Genomic DNA, 14,967 nt, shown 5'->3' with positions numbered 1-14,967 from the left:
CGCGGCCTCGGCCTGGTCGAGCAGTGCCCTCACGTGCGCCCTGGCCGCGTCCAGGGTCGCGTGGCCGTCGTCGGTCGCGCCGGTGGGGCGCTCCCGGAGGGTCTCGGCGGTGGGCTCGTCGGCGCCTCCCGCGCCCAGCAGGCGGGCCACGGCCCGTTCGACGTCCTGGGACGTGGCCTCGACGGTGCGCGCGGCCTCGGCACGCATGCGGGCGAGGCGGACCTCGAGCTGTTCGTAGACCTCGGTGCCGAAGACCTTCTGCAGCAGGCCGCGCCGGTCCTCGGGACGGGCACGCAGGAATCCCGCGAACTCGCCCTGCGGCAGCACGACGGTCTGCACGAACTGGCTGCGGTCGAGCCCGATGATGCGGGTGAGCTCGGCGCCGGCCTCGTCCAGGCGTGAGGAGACCAGCTCGCCGTCGTGGGGTGCGCACGGGTCGGTCAGCCGCCACAGGCGCACCGACGCCTGCTGCAGGGTGGTGCCCTCGCCGCGCTGCTTGGGCCGCTGGTAGGCCGGGGTGCGGCGGACGCGGTAGATGCCCGAGCCGCACTCCAGCACCAGGTCGACGAACGTCTCGTCGGCGGCGTCGGCGTGCGCCGAGCGCAGCCGCTCCTCGCTCGCGTCCTTGGAGGCGACCTTGCCGTACAGGGCGAAGACGATCGCGTCGATCAGGGTCGACTTGCCGGCCCCGGTGGGCCCCTCGAGGAGGAACAGCCCCGACGCGCCCAGCTGGGCGAGGTCGACCGTGTGGCGTCCGGCGAACGGTCCCAGGGCCTGCAGGGTCAGGGTGTGCAGGTGCATCAGTCGCTCCGCTCCCCCGCCAGGACCGCCTCGTACGCCCGCCGCAGCACCGCTGCCTCGGCCGTCGTCGGCGGCGTGGCCGTCACGTGCGACACGAAGTCCCCCACGACGTCGAGCGGGTCCCGCGCCGCGGTCACCACGCCCGCCGTGGGCCGGTGCGCCTGCCCCGCCGGCCGGTGCTCCACCACCAGCGCGTGCGGGAAGCGCGCACGCACGCGCGGGTACAGGTCGGTGGGGCGGACGTCGTCGGTGACCACCACCCGCACCCAGTCCTGGGCGTGGCCCGAGCCGCGGTCACCGAGGAGCTCGTCCAGCGTGCCGGTGACCTCGGACAGGCGTCGCGGGACGGGCGCCGGGACCAGCTCGGGTGCGCCCTGCACCCCGTCGGGACCGAGGGTGAGGAGCACGGTTCCCTTGCGCTGACGCATCTCGGAGAACGAGTACGCCAGGGGGGACCCGGAGTACTGCAGCACAGGGCCGGCCGCACCGGGGCCCGTCAACCGCTGGGGGCCGTGCAGGTGCCCGAGCGCCACGTAGTCGACCCCGTCGAACACGCCCGCCGGCACGGCGTCCACGCCACCGACGCGGATGTCCCGCTCGGACTCCGACGCGGCCCCGCCCACCACGAACGCGTGGGCCATGACCACGCTCCTGGGCCGGTCCCCGGTCCGGGAGGCCAGGTCGGCGCGGACGCGGCGCATCGCCGCCCCCGTCACCGCCTCGTGGGAACGCGCGAGGAGGCGGGGGCTGCCGTCGTCGTCGACCTCCTCCGCCAGCTCGCGGCGCACCGAGTCCGGGTCGAGGTAGGGCAGGGCGTGGACGACCACCGGGCCGTGCTCGTCCTGAAGCTCGACCGGCCGGCCCACGTCGGCGACGCGGGTGCGCACGTGCACCCCCGCACGGAGCAGGGGCGCGGCGAAACCCAGCCGGACGGCCGAGTCGTGGTTGCCGGGCGTGACGACGACGGTCGCGTGCTCGGCGAGGCGCGCGAGGGCCTCGGTGAGCAGGGCGACCGCCTCCACCGGGGGGACGGCACGGTCGTACACGTCACCGGAGACGACCACCGCGTCCACGTCGGCCTCACGCACGAGCCCGACCAGGTGGTCGACGAACTCCGCCTGGTGCCCGAGCAGGTCCACACCGTGCAGGGTCCGGCCCAGGTGCCAGTCCGAGGTGTGCAGCAGACGCATGCGCCGACGGTAGCCGCCACACCCGACAGAACACGGTGCCCCGCACCGGTCCGGCGGTGGATCCCGGTGGGGATCCCGGTGGGGATCTCGGTGGGGATCTCGGTGGAGGAGCCACCCGTGCGGCGGTGGAGGTGGCAGGATCCGGGGTGATATCCGAGGCACGGGGGTCAAGGCGGCGCACCAGCCGCCGATGTACAAGTGCAGCCCGTCGCCGCCACGGCCGCGAGGCCCGACCCAACCAGGAGGAACCCATGGCGCCCACCCACGAGAACGGTCGGGGACTTCGGCTGGTCCCCGGAACTGGCTCGGAGGACGACGGCGCCTACCCGACGCTCACGACGGCGTTCCACGACCTGGACGAGTACGTGGCCCTGCCGCGGATGTCCGGCCTGGTGCTCTCGCCCGACGGTTCCCGCCTGGTCACCCAGGTCTCGACCCTGAACCACGACGCGACCAAGGTCCACACCGCCCTGTGGGAGGTGTACCCCACCCGCGCCAAGCCCGCCCGGCGCCTGACCCGGTCCGCCCAGGGCGAGACCGGTGCCGCGTTCACCCCCGACGGCGACCTGCTGTTCACCTCGTCCCGCCCCAACGCCGACGCCCCGCAGGACGCGGAGAAGCCCCTCGACAAGCCGGCCCTGTGGGTCCTGCCGGCCGGTGGTGGTGAGGCGCGGATCGTCGCGACCCGCCCCGGTGGCGTCACCGGGGTCCGGACCGCGCGCCTGTCACCGGCGGTCGTGTTCGCCACGGACATGCTCCCCGGCGCCCAGGACGGACCGGCCGACGAGCGCCTGCGCACCCTGCGCAAGGACACGAAGGTCTCGGCGATCCTGCACGACGGCTACCCCATCCGGCACTGGGACACCGACCTCGGGCCCGACGCCCCCCACCTGCTCGGCTGGCACTTCCGTGCCGGCACCGACGTGGCCCGGTCCGTCGAGGTCGCGAGCCTCAGCGTCAGCCACCTGCACGTCTCGGACCTGGCACCCCAGCCCGGGCACGCCCTGCGGGGCGCCGAGTACGACCTGAGCCCCGACGGGACCTTCGTCGTCACCACGTGGCGGGTTCCCGAGGCCAAGGGGGCGTACCGGGTGGCCCTCGTGCGCATCGAGCTGGACACCCAGGAGCGCACCGTCCTCGTGGACGACCCCGACGGCGACGTCGGTTCGCCGGTGATCTCCCCCGACGGGCGCGCCGTCGCCTACGTCCGCACCTCACGCTCGGACGCCACCACCCCCGTGGACCGGTCCCTGCACCTGATCGCGCTCAGTGGCTCGGGTGCGCGTCCCCACGCGCTGGTGCCCGGCTGGGACCGTCAGCCCACCTGCCACCAGTGGCTGCCCGACGGCTCGGGCCTGCTGGTCACCGCCGACGAGGACGGCCGGGCGCCCGTCTTCGCCCTGGACCTGGAGACGGACACCATCACCCGTCTGACCCAGGACGACTACAGCTACTCCGACCTGCAGGTCGCACCCGACGCGAGCGTCGTCTACGCGATGCGCGCCTCCTACCTGGCGCCCCCGCACCCGGTGCGGATCCACCTGGTGGCCGACGAGCACCGACCCCGGGGCACCGTCACGGTGCTGCGCGCCCCCGCCCCGCCGCCCACCCTGCCCGGCACCCTCACCGAGGTCCGGACCACCGTCCCCCAGGACGGCGGAGAGCCCGTGGAGGTCCGCGGCTGGCTGGCCATGCCCGACGCCTCCGGACCGGAGAACCCCGCACCCCTGCTGCTGTGGATCCACGGCGGCCCCGTGGGCTCGTGGAACACCTGGTCGTGGCGGTGGAACCCGTGGCTGATGGTCGCGCAGGGGTACGCGGTGCTGCTGCCGGACCCCGCGCTCTCGACCGGGTACGGGCAGTCGTTCCTGGGCCGCGGCTGGGGCCGGTGGGGCGCCGAGCCGTACACCGACCTGATGGCGGTCACCGACGCGGCCGTCGCCCGGGAGGACATCGACGAGACGCGCACGGCGGCGATGGGCGGGTCGTTCGGCGGCTACATGGCGAACTGGATCGCCGGCCAGACGGACCGGTTCGACGCGATCGTCACCCACGCCTCGCTGTGGGCGCTGGACCAGTTCGGCCCCACCACCGACGCAGCGTTCTACTGGGCCCGGGAGATGACCCCCGAGATGGCCCACAAGTACTCACCCCACCAGCACGTGGGCAACATCTCGACCCCGATGCTGGTGGTCCACGGCGACAAGGACTACCGGGTGCCCATCGGTGAGGGCCTGCGCCTGTGGTACGACCTGCTGTCCTCGTCCCAGCTGCCCGCCGACGAGCAGGGCCGCACCCGGCACCGGTTCCTCTACTACCCCGACGAGAACCACTGGGTGCTCAGCCCCCAGCACGCCAAGGTCTGGTACCAGGTCGTCAGCGCGTTCCTGGCCGAGCACGTCCTGGGCCAGGGGCCGCAGGAGCTGCCCGAGACCCTCGGCTGACCCGACCCAGCAGTGCTTGTCGAGGGCCCGACGCGTCAGGCGTCGGGCCCTCGATCCGTCATGGGGTACCGCTCAGGGAGCGAGGCGCAACGCGTCCTGGGCGACCCCGACCATCGTCGGCCCCGGCACCGCCCTGGCCGCGGCCAGTGACGCGGACTGGAACACCACGACCCACCCCTGCCCGTCGGCGTCCTCGGCGTACCACGCGCCGCCCATCGTCCCGGGTGCGCTGCCGCCCTTGAACCCGACGTAGGGCCACAGCTCCGCATCGACGTCGACGCCCGGTTCGGCGGCGAGGACCTCCCGGACGGGCTCGCCGGCCGGGGTGTCCGCCAGGTCCTGCAGGGCGACGTGCGCGGCGCACAGGTCCTCCGCGGTGGCGAACCAGTCGATGCCCAGGGACCACACCGGGTCGTTCATGATCGTCGCAGGGTCGATCGCGGGGGGCCCCTCCGGCAGCGTGTCGAGGATCTCCCGGCGCTCGGTCTCCCCACCCTCGCGCCACCCGGTGTGCAGCCCCGGCTCCCCGCCCCAACCCAGGTGGAACAGCTCACGCGTCGTCGCGACGGGCACGTTCACCGACGGGTCGGCCATGCCCATGTCCGCGAGCGCCTGCTCCACACGCTCGCGGCCGACCGCGTCCACCAGCAGGTCGGTGGCGGTGTTGTCGGAGATCCGGATCATCTCGAGCGCGGCCTCACGCACCGTGACGGTGGTCCCGGCGGGCGCGTCCTGCAGCTGCCCCGAAGGCAGGGACCGCAACGCGTCGGTGACGGTCAGCTCGTCGTCCCAACCGAGCTCTCCGTCCTGGACGGCGCCCACGACCGCCCCCAGGACGTACAGCTTGATCATGGAGCCGATCGGCAGCGGGTCGCCGGGGCTCGTGCCCACAGGTGTGTCACGCACGGGGACGCACGCACCGTCCTCGACCCGCGCGACGTACAGCGACGTCTCGCCGTCCAGGACCGCGACCTCCTCGTGCAGGCCCTCCCAGGACGTGGCCTCCTCGCGGCGCGGGGTCGGCTCACCGAACCAGAGGGTCGAGATGCGCCCGTCGTCGTCGACGACCACGGTCATCTCGTACTCGGCCGTCGGTGAGTCCAGGAGCGCCACGACGGCCGGCTCGACGCCGCCGACGTCCGTGACTGTCCAGGGCCCGTCGCCGTGCAGCTCGACGAAGACCTCCTCGAGGTCGGCGCGACTGATCTGCTCCACGAACGCGTCGTCGAACCGCTCCAGGTCGTCCTCGGTGAGGGCCGGTGGCCCGGCACCGTTCAGCAGGTCCAGCACCCACTCGGCCGCTCTGCCGGCGGGGTGGTCGGGGAGCTCCACGCCCTCGGCGACGACAGGTCCCCCGGTCTGCTCCGGGGCGGGTGGGGCGTCAGCGGCCGTACACCCGGCGACCACCATGGTCGCTCCCAGAAGCAGGGCCACGCCCGCCGATCGTGGGGTCCGGCGTGCTGCCCGGTTCATGCTCGTCCTCCGTCGTCGTCGGGTGCAGCCACCGTAACGCGCCGGGCAGGGTGCTCAGCCGATGGCACCTGTGACGAGGGAACCGGTGAACGGGCGGAGGCCGTGCGCGGCGGCCTCGCGCGGGTCGGAGTCACCCGGTGTGAACGTCAGCGGGATCTCCCCGCCCAGGCCGACCATCTCCAGGAGCTCGACGACGAGGTCCGGTGGGTCGCGCAGGACGCAGGTCTGGGTGGGGTCCTCCTGCGAGAGGCGGTGCAGCTGGATCACGAACGCCAGCCCGGAGGAGTCGATGAACGTGACCTCGGCCATGTCGACGACCACCGGTCCGCCGTGCGCGATGACGGCCGCCATCGCCAGGCCCGCCTCGTCCCGCAGGGCCGCGTCCACCTCGCCCCGCAGCGTCACCACCGACCCGTCGTCGGTGTGCGTCACGGCCACGGCGCCGGGGGTCTGCTGGTCGTCGGGGTGCACTGGGCCTCTCATCATCGTCCGCTCCCGGAGACCGGGACTGTACGAGGGTAAGACGAACCGACCTGATCTGTCGTTCCCTACGTCTCGCCTCCCGGGCGATCTTCGTCCAGGGTCTGGTCACGCCCGGTGGACGAACCCCCATCCCGCTTTGAGGGGTTCTTGGCTTACCTTTGGTCCGTGACCCCAGCCGAGAACACGTCCGACGTCCCCCGCGGCAGCGCGCGCCACGACGTCCCCGAACCCATGCGCAACGACGTGCGCCTGCTCGGCCGACTGCTCGGCCAGGTCCTGCAGGACGCGGGCGGCGAGGAGCTCCTGCACGACGTGGAACGCCTGCGCGAGCTCGCGATCCGCTCCCACGACGACCCCGGGAGCCAGGCGTTCACCGAGGCCGAAGATCTGGTCGCCGGGTTCGACCTGGACCGCGCCGAGCAGGTCGCGCGCGCCTTCACGTGCTACTTCCACCTGGCGAACCTCGCCGAGGAGTACCACCGTGTGCGGGTGCTCCACGAGCGCGAGTCCAGCCTGGCGCCGCACGAGCTGGCGCCTGACGACTCCCTCCCCGCCGCCTACCGCCAGCTCAGCCAGGAGATCGGCGAGGACGCGGCCCGTGAGCGGCTGCAGGGCCTGGAGTTCCGCCCCGTCTTCACCGCGCACCCCACCGAGGCCCGCCGCCGTGCGGTGGCACGCGCCATCCGACGGATCGCCGAGCTGGTCGCCGAGCGGGACACCCTGCACCCGGGTGGGACGAGCCTGGTCGAGAACGAGCGCCGCCTGCTCGCCGAGATCGACACCCTCTGGCGCACCTCGCCGCTGCGGGCCGCGAAGCCCACGGTGATCGACGAGGTCAACACGGTCCTGTCGATCGTCGACGCGACCCTCGCCGACGTCCTTCCCCTGGTCTACCGTCGGCTGGACGACTGGCTCCTGGACGGTGACGCAGGGACCACGGCCCCGAAGGTCGCGCCGTTCGCCCGCCTGGGCACCTGGATCGGCGGGGACCGGGACGGCAACCCGAACGTCACCGCCGAGATCACCCGGGCCGCCGCGGTGCTGGCGAGCGAGCACGCGCTGGACGGGCTGACCACCAGTGCACGACGGACCGCCGACGGGCTGACCCTGGACGCGGGGGGCACGCCGCCCTCGGCCGACCTCACGGCGCTGTGGCAGCGCCAGCGCGCCCTGACGGACACGATCACCCAGCGGGTCGCGGCCGAGGCACCGAACGAGCCGCACCGCCGTGCGCTGCTGGTGGTGGTGGAGCGGCTGCAGGCGACCCGGCGCCGGGACGCGGACCTGGCCTACAGCGGCCCCGAGGAGCTCGAGGCCGAGCTGCGCGTGGTCCAGGAGTCGCTGGTGGCCGCGGGGGCCCGTCGGGCCGCCTACGGCGACCTGCAGCACCTGCTGTGGCAGCTGCAGACGTTCGGCTTCCACCTGACCGAGCTCGAGATCCGTCAGCACTCGCAGGTGCACGCCTCGGCGCTGGCCGACATCGAGGCCAAGGGCGTGGACGGCGACCTGGACCCGCAGACCGTCGAGGTGCTCGACACGTTCCGGGCCCTGGGTGCGGTGCAGGCACGGTTCGGCGTCGCGGCCGCCCGCCGCTACATCGTCTCGTTCACGCAGTCCTCGGAGCACCTGGCAGCCGTGTACCGGCTGGCCGCGCTCGCGTTCGGCGGGGCGGAGCACGCACCCGTGATCGACGCGATCCCCCTGTTCGAGACGTTTGCGGACCTGGAGGCGAGCGTCGACATCCTCGAGGAGGCCGTCCAGCACCCCCGGGTCCAGGAGCGCCTGGCCCAGAACGGGCGCCAGGTCGAGGTCATGCTCGGCTACTCCGACTCCTCCAAGGACGTGGGGCCGGTGTCGGCGACCCTCGCCCTGGACACCGCCCAGCGGAAGATCGCGGAGTGGGCGGCGCGGCACGACATCGTCCTGACCCTGTTCCACGGCCGTGGTGGGTCCCTGGGGCGTGGTGGCGGCCCGGCGAACCGTGCGGTGCTGGCCCAGCCCCCGGGCTCGGTCGACGGCCGGTTCAAGCTCACCGAGCAGGGTGAGGTCATCTTCGCCCGGTACGGCGACCCGGACATCGCGACGCGGCACATCGAGCAGGTGGCCGCGGCGACGCTGCTGGCCGACGCCCCGAGCGTGGCCAGCCGCAACGACAAGGCAGCAGCGAAGTTCGCCGACCTCGCCCACCGGCTGAACGTCGCCTCCCGCGAGCGGTTCCACGGCCTGGTCCGCTCGGAGGGGTTCCCGGCGTGGTTCGCCGAGGTGACGCCCCTGGAGGAGCTCGGGCTGCTGCCGATCGGGTCCCGCCCTGCCCGGCGCGGGCTGTCCGTCTCGTCCCTGGACGACCTGCGGGCCATCCCGTGGGTGTTCTCGTGGTCCCAGGCCCGCATCAACCTCGCCGGCTGGTTCGGGCTGGGCACCGCCCTGGAGGCCGTGGGCGACGTGGAGGAGCTGCGGACCGCGTACGCGGAGTGGCCGCTGTTCTCCACGATGATCGACAACGTCGAGATGTCGCTGGCGAAGACCGATGAGCGGATCGCCGAGCGGTACCTGGCCCTGGGCCACCGCGAGGACCTGTCGCAGATGATCCTCGAGGAGATGGCCCTGACCCGGAAGTGGGTCCTGGCCACCACGGACAGCACCGCGGTGCTGTCCCGTCGGCGGATCCTGGGCCGTGCGGTCATGCTGCGCAGCCCGTACGTCGACGCGTTGTCGCTCCTCCAGCTGCGGGCCCTGCGGGCCCTGCGCACAGGTGAGGGGACCGACCAGGCGGAGGCCGGCCAGTCCGAGGACGTGCGCCGGCTCCTGCTGCTCACCGTCAACGGGATCGCCGCAGGTCTGCAGAACACCGGCTGAGGGCTACCCCTCGGGGTCGGTGACGTCCGCCACGGTCGCACCGAGCACCAGGACCAGCCGGGAGCCGTCGACCGTGACCGACACCCCGTGCTCGCCGGCCCCGATCGACACCGGGCGTCCGGCCACCCGCGCGTCGGCGACCACCGGCCACGCGCGGGTGGACCCGAACGGGGTGATCGTGCCGCGCTCGTACCCGGTGACGTCGCGGGCGGTCCCGGCGTCCGGCATCGACAGCCGGGACACGCCCAGCAGCTCCCGCAGGCGTGGCCAGGCGATCGTCCGGCCGCCGGGGACGAGCACGAACAGGTAGTCGTCCTCACCACGGCGCACGACCAGCGTCTTGATCACCTGGTCCGGGGCCAGCCTGCGGGCGGCGGCGGCCTCCTCCAGACTGCGCACCGGGCCGTGCTCGACCACCTTGTGGCGCAGGCCGGAGGCCTCGACGGCGGCCAGGGCCCTGGTCCGGGGTGAGGTGCTCACCGCATCATCGTGGCACGAGGGTCACGGTCAGCGGATGCGCACCACCGCCACCGGGCAGGTCGCGTGCAGGACGAGCGTGTGCGCCACCGACCCGAGGAGCATCCGGGCCACCCCCTGGCGGCCGTGGGTGCCGACCACGAGCAGGCGGGCGCCCCGGGCCCGCTCGAGGAGCACCGGCGCGGGCCGGCCCTGCACGAGCTCGCGATGCACGACGAGGTCCGGGTAGTCCTCTGCGAGGCCCGCGACGGACTCCGCCAGCGCGACCTTCTCGTGCTCGAGCATCTGCTCGTCGTAGCCACCGCTCAGGTACTGCACGGGGACGTAGGTCGCGGGCTGCTCCCAGGCCATGACCACGTGCAGCTCACCGCCGGTGCGGTGCGCCTCGGCAGCCGCCAGCCGCACCGCCGCGAGCGAGTCGGCCGACCCGTCGACACCGACGACCACGTCGCTGGCCTCCCGCGCGGGAAGCGCCGGCACCACGACGACGGGGCACCTCGCCCCCGCCGCGACCTGGTAGCTGAGCGAACCGGAGAACACCCGTTCCAGGGCGTTGTGGGGGTGGCTGCCGACCACGAGCAGCGCGGCGTCCTGGGAACGGTCGCACAGCGCCCGTCCCGGACGGCGGTGGTCCACCACGGTGCGGGGCACGACGGGTACGTGCTCGCGGATGCGCGCGACCTCGGCATCGAGCAGGCTACGGGCGGCCTGCTCGGTGGCGTCCTCGTACTCGTGCAGCCCCGAACCCGAGAGCCCGGTCGCGTGGACGACCAGCAGCTCGGCTCCCCGGTCGTGTGCGGTGCGCGCAGCCCACAGGACGGCGGCGTCGCTCGACGCGGTGCCCTCGGTGCCGACGACGACGGTGGTCATGGTCGCCCCCTCTCCGACGTGCCGTCCTCCCACGGTCGACCCGCCGGCGACGGGCTGCAAGGCCTGAAGGTCCTGGTCACCGCCGGTGGAGCGGGGGCCGCTGCGCCGGTCCGGTTCACACCGCCGTCACGGGCGGGGCGTACGGTCGACCCATGGTCGAGGTCACCGTGCCGACTGCGAGAGGTGTGCGTCTGGCCGGTACGCTCCAGCACCCCACGGGCGAGCCCCGGCAGGGGTGGGCCGTGCTGTTCGCGCACGGGTTCCTGACCGACAGGTCGTCCCGCGGCCGGGCGGACCGGATCGGGGCCGCGTACCGGCGCGCCGGCTACGCGACGCTCGCCTTCGACTTCTCCGGCTGCGGGGACTCCGACGACGACGTCGTGACCGTGGAGAACGAGGTCCAGGACCTGGAGGCGGCCAGCACGTTCCTGGCCGAGCAGGGGTGGGCCAGGCAGGTGGTCCACGGGCACAGTCTCGGGGCCCTGGTGGCCCTGCGGAGCGGGTGCGCGCACGCCGAGGCGATGGTCCTGACCGGGGCGCTGTCGGGTCCCGTGGTGCACCCCTGGGAGGAGATCCTCGGCCCCGGGCCGATGGCCGAGCTGCGCACGACCGGGCGCACCGACGTGATCGACGACGGGCCCGGCGCCCGCGAGCGCATGCAGCTGTCGGTCCAGACGTTGGCCGACTTCACCGACGTGGACCAGGAGGAGGTGCTGGGGACGGTGACGTGCCCGGTGCTGCTGGTGCACGGGGGTGCGCTGGTCGACGGTGAGGAGCACCCGTTGCTGACCCGGTCCAGGATCGGGTTGCCGTTGCTGCCGGCCGGTTCACGGCTGGAGGTCGTCCCGGGTGCCGAGCACGGGTTGCTCGACCGGTCGGACGAGGTCGCTGCACTGGCGTTGGCGTGGTTGTCGGAGGTCACCGGGTAGGTCCCAGCGGGTGGCCGCCGCGGCGGCGGTCGTTATCAGGGGGCGTCCGGGGCCGGACGTCGGTGACAATGGGTGGTCGTGAGCACCGGATCCCCCACCCCCGAGCCGTCGGCGCCCTCGCGGCGTCGACCCCGAGGGCGTGGGACGTCGGGGGCCCGTGGCGGCCGCCGGGACCAGGACGCGCACCGCGGGCGGCGGGTGGAGGCACGGCGGGCGGTGGTCGTGCCGCCGATCACCTACCCCGAGGAGCTGCCGGTCTCGGGCCGGCGGGAGGAGATCGCCGCGGCGATCCGTGACCACCAGGTCGTGGTGGTGGCGGGTGAGACCGGGTCGGGGAAGACCACCCAGCTGCCGAAGATCCTGCTGGACCTGGGGCGGGGTCGGGAGGGGCAGATCGGCCACACCCAGCCGCGGCGGATCGCGGCCAGGACGGTCGCCGAGCGGATCAGCGAGGAGATCACCGGCGGGCCGGGTGCCCTGGGCAGCGTGGTGGGCTACCAGGTGCGGTTCACGGACCGCTCCAGCGAGGAGACGCTGGTCAAGGTCATGACCGACGGGATCCTGCTGGCCCAGATCCAGCGCGACCCGATGCTGCGCGCCTACGACACGTTGATCATCGACGAGGCGCACGAGCGGTCCCTCAACATCGACTTCATCCTGGGGTACCTGACCCGCCTGCTGCCGCGGCGCCCGGACCTGAAGGTCGTGATCACGTCCGCGACGATCGACTCCGACCGGTTCGCGCGGCACTTCGCGGGCCCGCCGACCCCCGAGCACCCCGACGGGGTCCCGGCACCGGTGGTGCAGGTCTCGGGCCGCACCTACCCGGTGGAGGTCAGGTACCGGCCCCTGTCGCCGGACGTCGACCCCGACGCCCCCGGTCGCGCCGCCGGCGAGGAGCGGGACCTGATGACCGCGATCTGCGAGGCGGTCGACGAGCTGGCCGTGGAGGGGCCCGGGGACGTCCTGGTGTTCCTGTCCGGTGAGCGTGAGATCCGCGACGCGGAGGAGGCGTTGCGGGGGCACCTGGGTGAGCGGGCGGTGGGCTCCGGCGGTGCCCGGTCGCCGCGGTCGGTGGAGATCCTGCCCCTGTACTCGCGGTTGTCCTCGGCGGAGCAGCACCGGGTGTTCGAGGCGCACACGACCCGGCGGGTGGTGCTCGCCACGAACGTGGCCGAGACGTCGTTGACGGTCCCGGGTGTGCGGTACGTGGTCGACCCGGGGACGGCGCGCATCTCGCGGTTCTCGAAGGCCACGAAGGTCCAGCGGCTGCCCATCGAGCCGATCAGCCAGGCGAGCGCGAACCAGAGGTCGGGCCGGTGCGGGCGCGTGGCGGACGGGATCGCGATCCGGCTGTACTCGCAGGAGGACTTCGCCTCACGCCCGGAGTTCACCGAGCCCGAGATCCTGCGCACGTCGTTGGCGTCGGTGATCCTGCAGATGGTGGCCGTGGGGGTGGCGGCCAGCCCCGACGACGTGTCCCGGTTCCCGTTCGTCGAGCCGCCCGACACCCGGGCGGTGCGGGACGGGGTCCAGCTGCTCACCGAGCTGGGTGCGCTGCGCACCACCACCGGACCGGACGGCACGCGGACCGAGCTGACGGACGTGGGACGGTCCCTGGCGCTGCTGCCCATGGACCCGCGTCTGGCGCGGATGATCGTGGAGGGCGGCCGGCGGGACGTGGCCCGGGAGGTCATGGTGATCGCGGCAGCCCTGTCGATCCAGGACCCCCGGGAGCGGCCCGCGGAGCAGCGCGCCCAGGCCGACCAGGCCCACGCCCGGTTCGCGGACCCGACGTCGGACTTCCTCACCTACCTGAACCTGTGGCACTACCTGCGCGACCGGCAGCGGGAGCTGTCGGGCAACCAGTTCCGGCGGCTGTGCCGGGCCGAGCACCTGAACTACCTGCGGGTGCGGGAGTGGGCCGACGTCGTCGCCCAGCTGAAGGAGATGGCCAAGCCCCTGGGGATCACCCTGCGGCCACCGGCCCGCACGGGCACCACCACGGGCACGGGCACAGGCACGGGCACGGGCACAGATAGCGGGGACGGGGCCGACGCCGGGAGCGGTGAACCGGACCTGCGGCTGGCGTGGGACGCCGACCGCATCCACCAGTCGCTGCTGGCCGGGCTGCTCAGCCACATCGGCATGCAGGAGGTCACCGAGGTGCGGGTGGGTCGGGGCAAGGCCCCGGACGCCCGGGCCAAGGGCCGCCCGCCGCGCCGCACCGTCCGCAACGAGTACCAGGGAGCCCGCGGGGCACGGTTCGCGATCTTCCCCGGGTCACCCCTGTCGAAGAAGCCCCCCGCGTGGATCATGGCCGGTGAGCTGGTCGAGACGTCCCGGCTGTGGGCGCGGGACGCGGCACGGATCCAGCCCGAGTGGGCCGAGGAGCTGGCCGCGCACCTGGTCAAGCGCACCTACTCCGAGCCGGTGTGGTCCACCAAGCAGGGCGCCGCCCTCGCCCAGGAGAAGGTGCTGCTGTACGGGGTGCCGATCGTGGCCCAGCGGCGGGTCCTGTACGCGAAGGTCGACCCCGAGCACGCCCGTGAGCTGTTCGTCCGGCACGCGCTGGTGCAGGGCGAGTGGACCACCCACCACCAGTTCTTCCACGACAACCGGGCCCTGCTGGAGCAGGCCGAGGAGCTGGAGCACCGCACGCGCCGCCGTGGCCTGGTGGTCGACGACGACGCCCTGTTCGCGTTCTACGACGCGCGCGTGCCCGCCGACGTGGTCTCGGCCAGGCACTTCGACTCGTGGTGGCGCAGCGCGCGACGACGGGACCCGGAGCTGCTGACGTTCGACCTGGCGATGCTGGTCGCCGACGACGACGCCCACGCCCAGGCCCGGGACGCGTCCCAGTTCCCCTCGGTGTGGCCCCACGGTGACCTGGAGCTGCCGGTGACGTACCAGTTCGAGCCCGGCTCGGACGCGGACGGGGTGACCGTCCACATCCCCCTGCCGGTGCTGAACCGGGTGCGGCCGGAGGGGTTCGGATGGTTGGTGCCCGGCATGCTCACCGACCTGGTGACCGCGACCATCCGGACCCTGCCCAAGCCGGTGCGCCGCTCGCTGGTGCCCGCACCGGACGTCGCGCGCGACGTGGTGGAGTGGATCGGGCGGACGCAGCCGTCCTGGGCGGACCGGGTGCGGGCGGTGGACATGGCGCCCTCGTTCCACGAGGTGTTCGCCGCCGCGGTGCGTGACCTGCGGGACGTTGAGGTCCCCGGCGACGCGTTCGACGACGACCGGTTGCCGCCCCACCTGAAGGTCACCTACCGGGTGACCGAGACCCGGCGCGGGTCGACCGCGATGGTCGACGAGGGCCCCGACCTGACCGAGCTGCAACGGCGCCTGGCCGCGCGCACCCGGACCGCTGTCAGCACCGCGGTGCGGGACGCCGTCCGCCAGGCGGTCAACGCCCGGGACGAGGCAGCGGCGACC

At 73.6% G+C, this 14,967-nt stretch carries 10 protein-coding genes; 4 read left to right on the top strand and 6 right to left on the bottom strand.

Features of this window, described 5'->3' with window-relative positions; genetic code table 11:
* Together N869_RS07380 and N869_RS07375 are read right to left on the bottom strand one after the other, a co-directional pair.
* A partial coding sequence (locus tag N869_RS07380; RefSeq protein ID WP_035059761.1) for an AAA family ATPase occupies positions 1 to 801 on the bottom strand: 801 nt, incomplete at its 3' end.
* Entirely contained in the window at positions 801 to 1,991 is a 1,191-nt protein-coding gene (locus N869_RS07375) for a metallophosphoesterase family protein (protein WP_035059759.1), read from the bottom strand. The genes N869_RS07375 and N869_RS07380, both read right to left, overlap by 1 nt.
* Positions 1,992 to 2,242: 251 nt before the next feature.
* On the opposite strand from N869_RS07375, the gene N869_RS07370 reads away from it, so the two are divergent.
* On the top strand, positions 2,243 to 4,435 hold the full coding sequence (locus N869_RS07370; protein WP_084136648.1) for a S9 family peptidase: 2,193 nt from the start codon (positions 2,243 to 2,245) through the stop codon (positions 4,433 to 4,435).
* Positions 4,436 to 4,507: 72 nt separating this feature from the next.
* Here N869_RS07370 and N869_RS07365 read toward each other — a convergent pair whose 3' ends face one another.
* Positions 4,508 to 5,869: a Cpe/LpqF family protein gene (locus tag N869_RS07365; RefSeq protein ID WP_052105211.1), complete on the bottom strand. Its 1,362-nt coding sequence runs from the start codon at positions 5,867 to 5,869 to the stop codon at positions 4,508 to 4,510.
* Positions 5,870 to 5,962: 93 nt separating this feature from the next.
* A complete protein-coding gene (locus N869_RS16925) occupies positions 5,963 to 6,394 on the bottom strand; it encodes an STAS domain-containing protein (protein WP_232229649.1) in 432 nt (143 codons plus the stop codon).
* A gap of 228 nt (positions 6,395 to 6,622) precedes the next feature.
* Between N869_RS16925 and N869_RS07355 the strand changes: the two genes are divergently transcribed.
* Positions 6,623 to 9,247, top strand: coding sequence for a phosphoenolpyruvate carboxylase (locus N869_RS07355; protein WP_084136639.1), 2,625 nt, complete (start codon positions 6,623 to 6,625; stop codon positions 9,245 to 9,247).
* Between the two features lie 3 nt (positions 9,248 to 9,250).
* Here N869_RS07355 and N869_RS07350 read toward each other — a convergent pair whose 3' ends face one another.
* Positions 9,251 to 9,727: an aminoacyl-tRNA deacylase gene (locus N869_RS07350; RefSeq protein WP_035059755.1), complete on the bottom strand. Its 477-nt coding sequence runs from the start codon at positions 9,725 to 9,727 to the stop codon at positions 9,251 to 9,253.
* Between the two features lie 27 nt (positions 9,728 to 9,754).
* A complete protein-coding gene (locus N869_RS07345) occupies positions 9,755 to 10,594 on the bottom strand; it encodes a universal stress protein (protein ID WP_035059765.1) in 840 nt (279 codons plus the stop codon).
* A gap of 152 nt (positions 10,595 to 10,746) precedes the next feature.
* Between N869_RS07345 and N869_RS07340 the strand changes: the two genes are divergently transcribed.
* Positions 10,747 to 11,523: an alpha/beta hydrolase gene (locus N869_RS07340; RefSeq protein WP_035059753.1), complete on the top strand. Its 777-nt coding sequence runs from the start codon at positions 10,747 to 10,749 to the stop codon at positions 11,521 to 11,523.
* Positions 11,524 to 11,601: 78 nt separating this feature from the next.
* Positions 11,602 to 14,967, top strand: a 3,366-nt coding sequence (gene hrpA / locus N869_RS07335; protein WP_232229648.1) for an ATP-dependent RNA helicase HrpA, incomplete at its 3' end; no start/stop codon positions are given.

This window comes from Cellulomonas bogoriensis 69B4 = DSM 16987 (genome assembly GCF_000767165.1).
GTDB lineage: Bacteria > Actinomycetota > Actinomycetes > Actinomycetales > Cellulomonadaceae > Actinotalea > Actinotalea bogoriensis.
The sequence above is the reverse complement of the archived record's forward strand: the minus strand, read 5'-3'. Positions and strand labels throughout refer to the sequence as shown.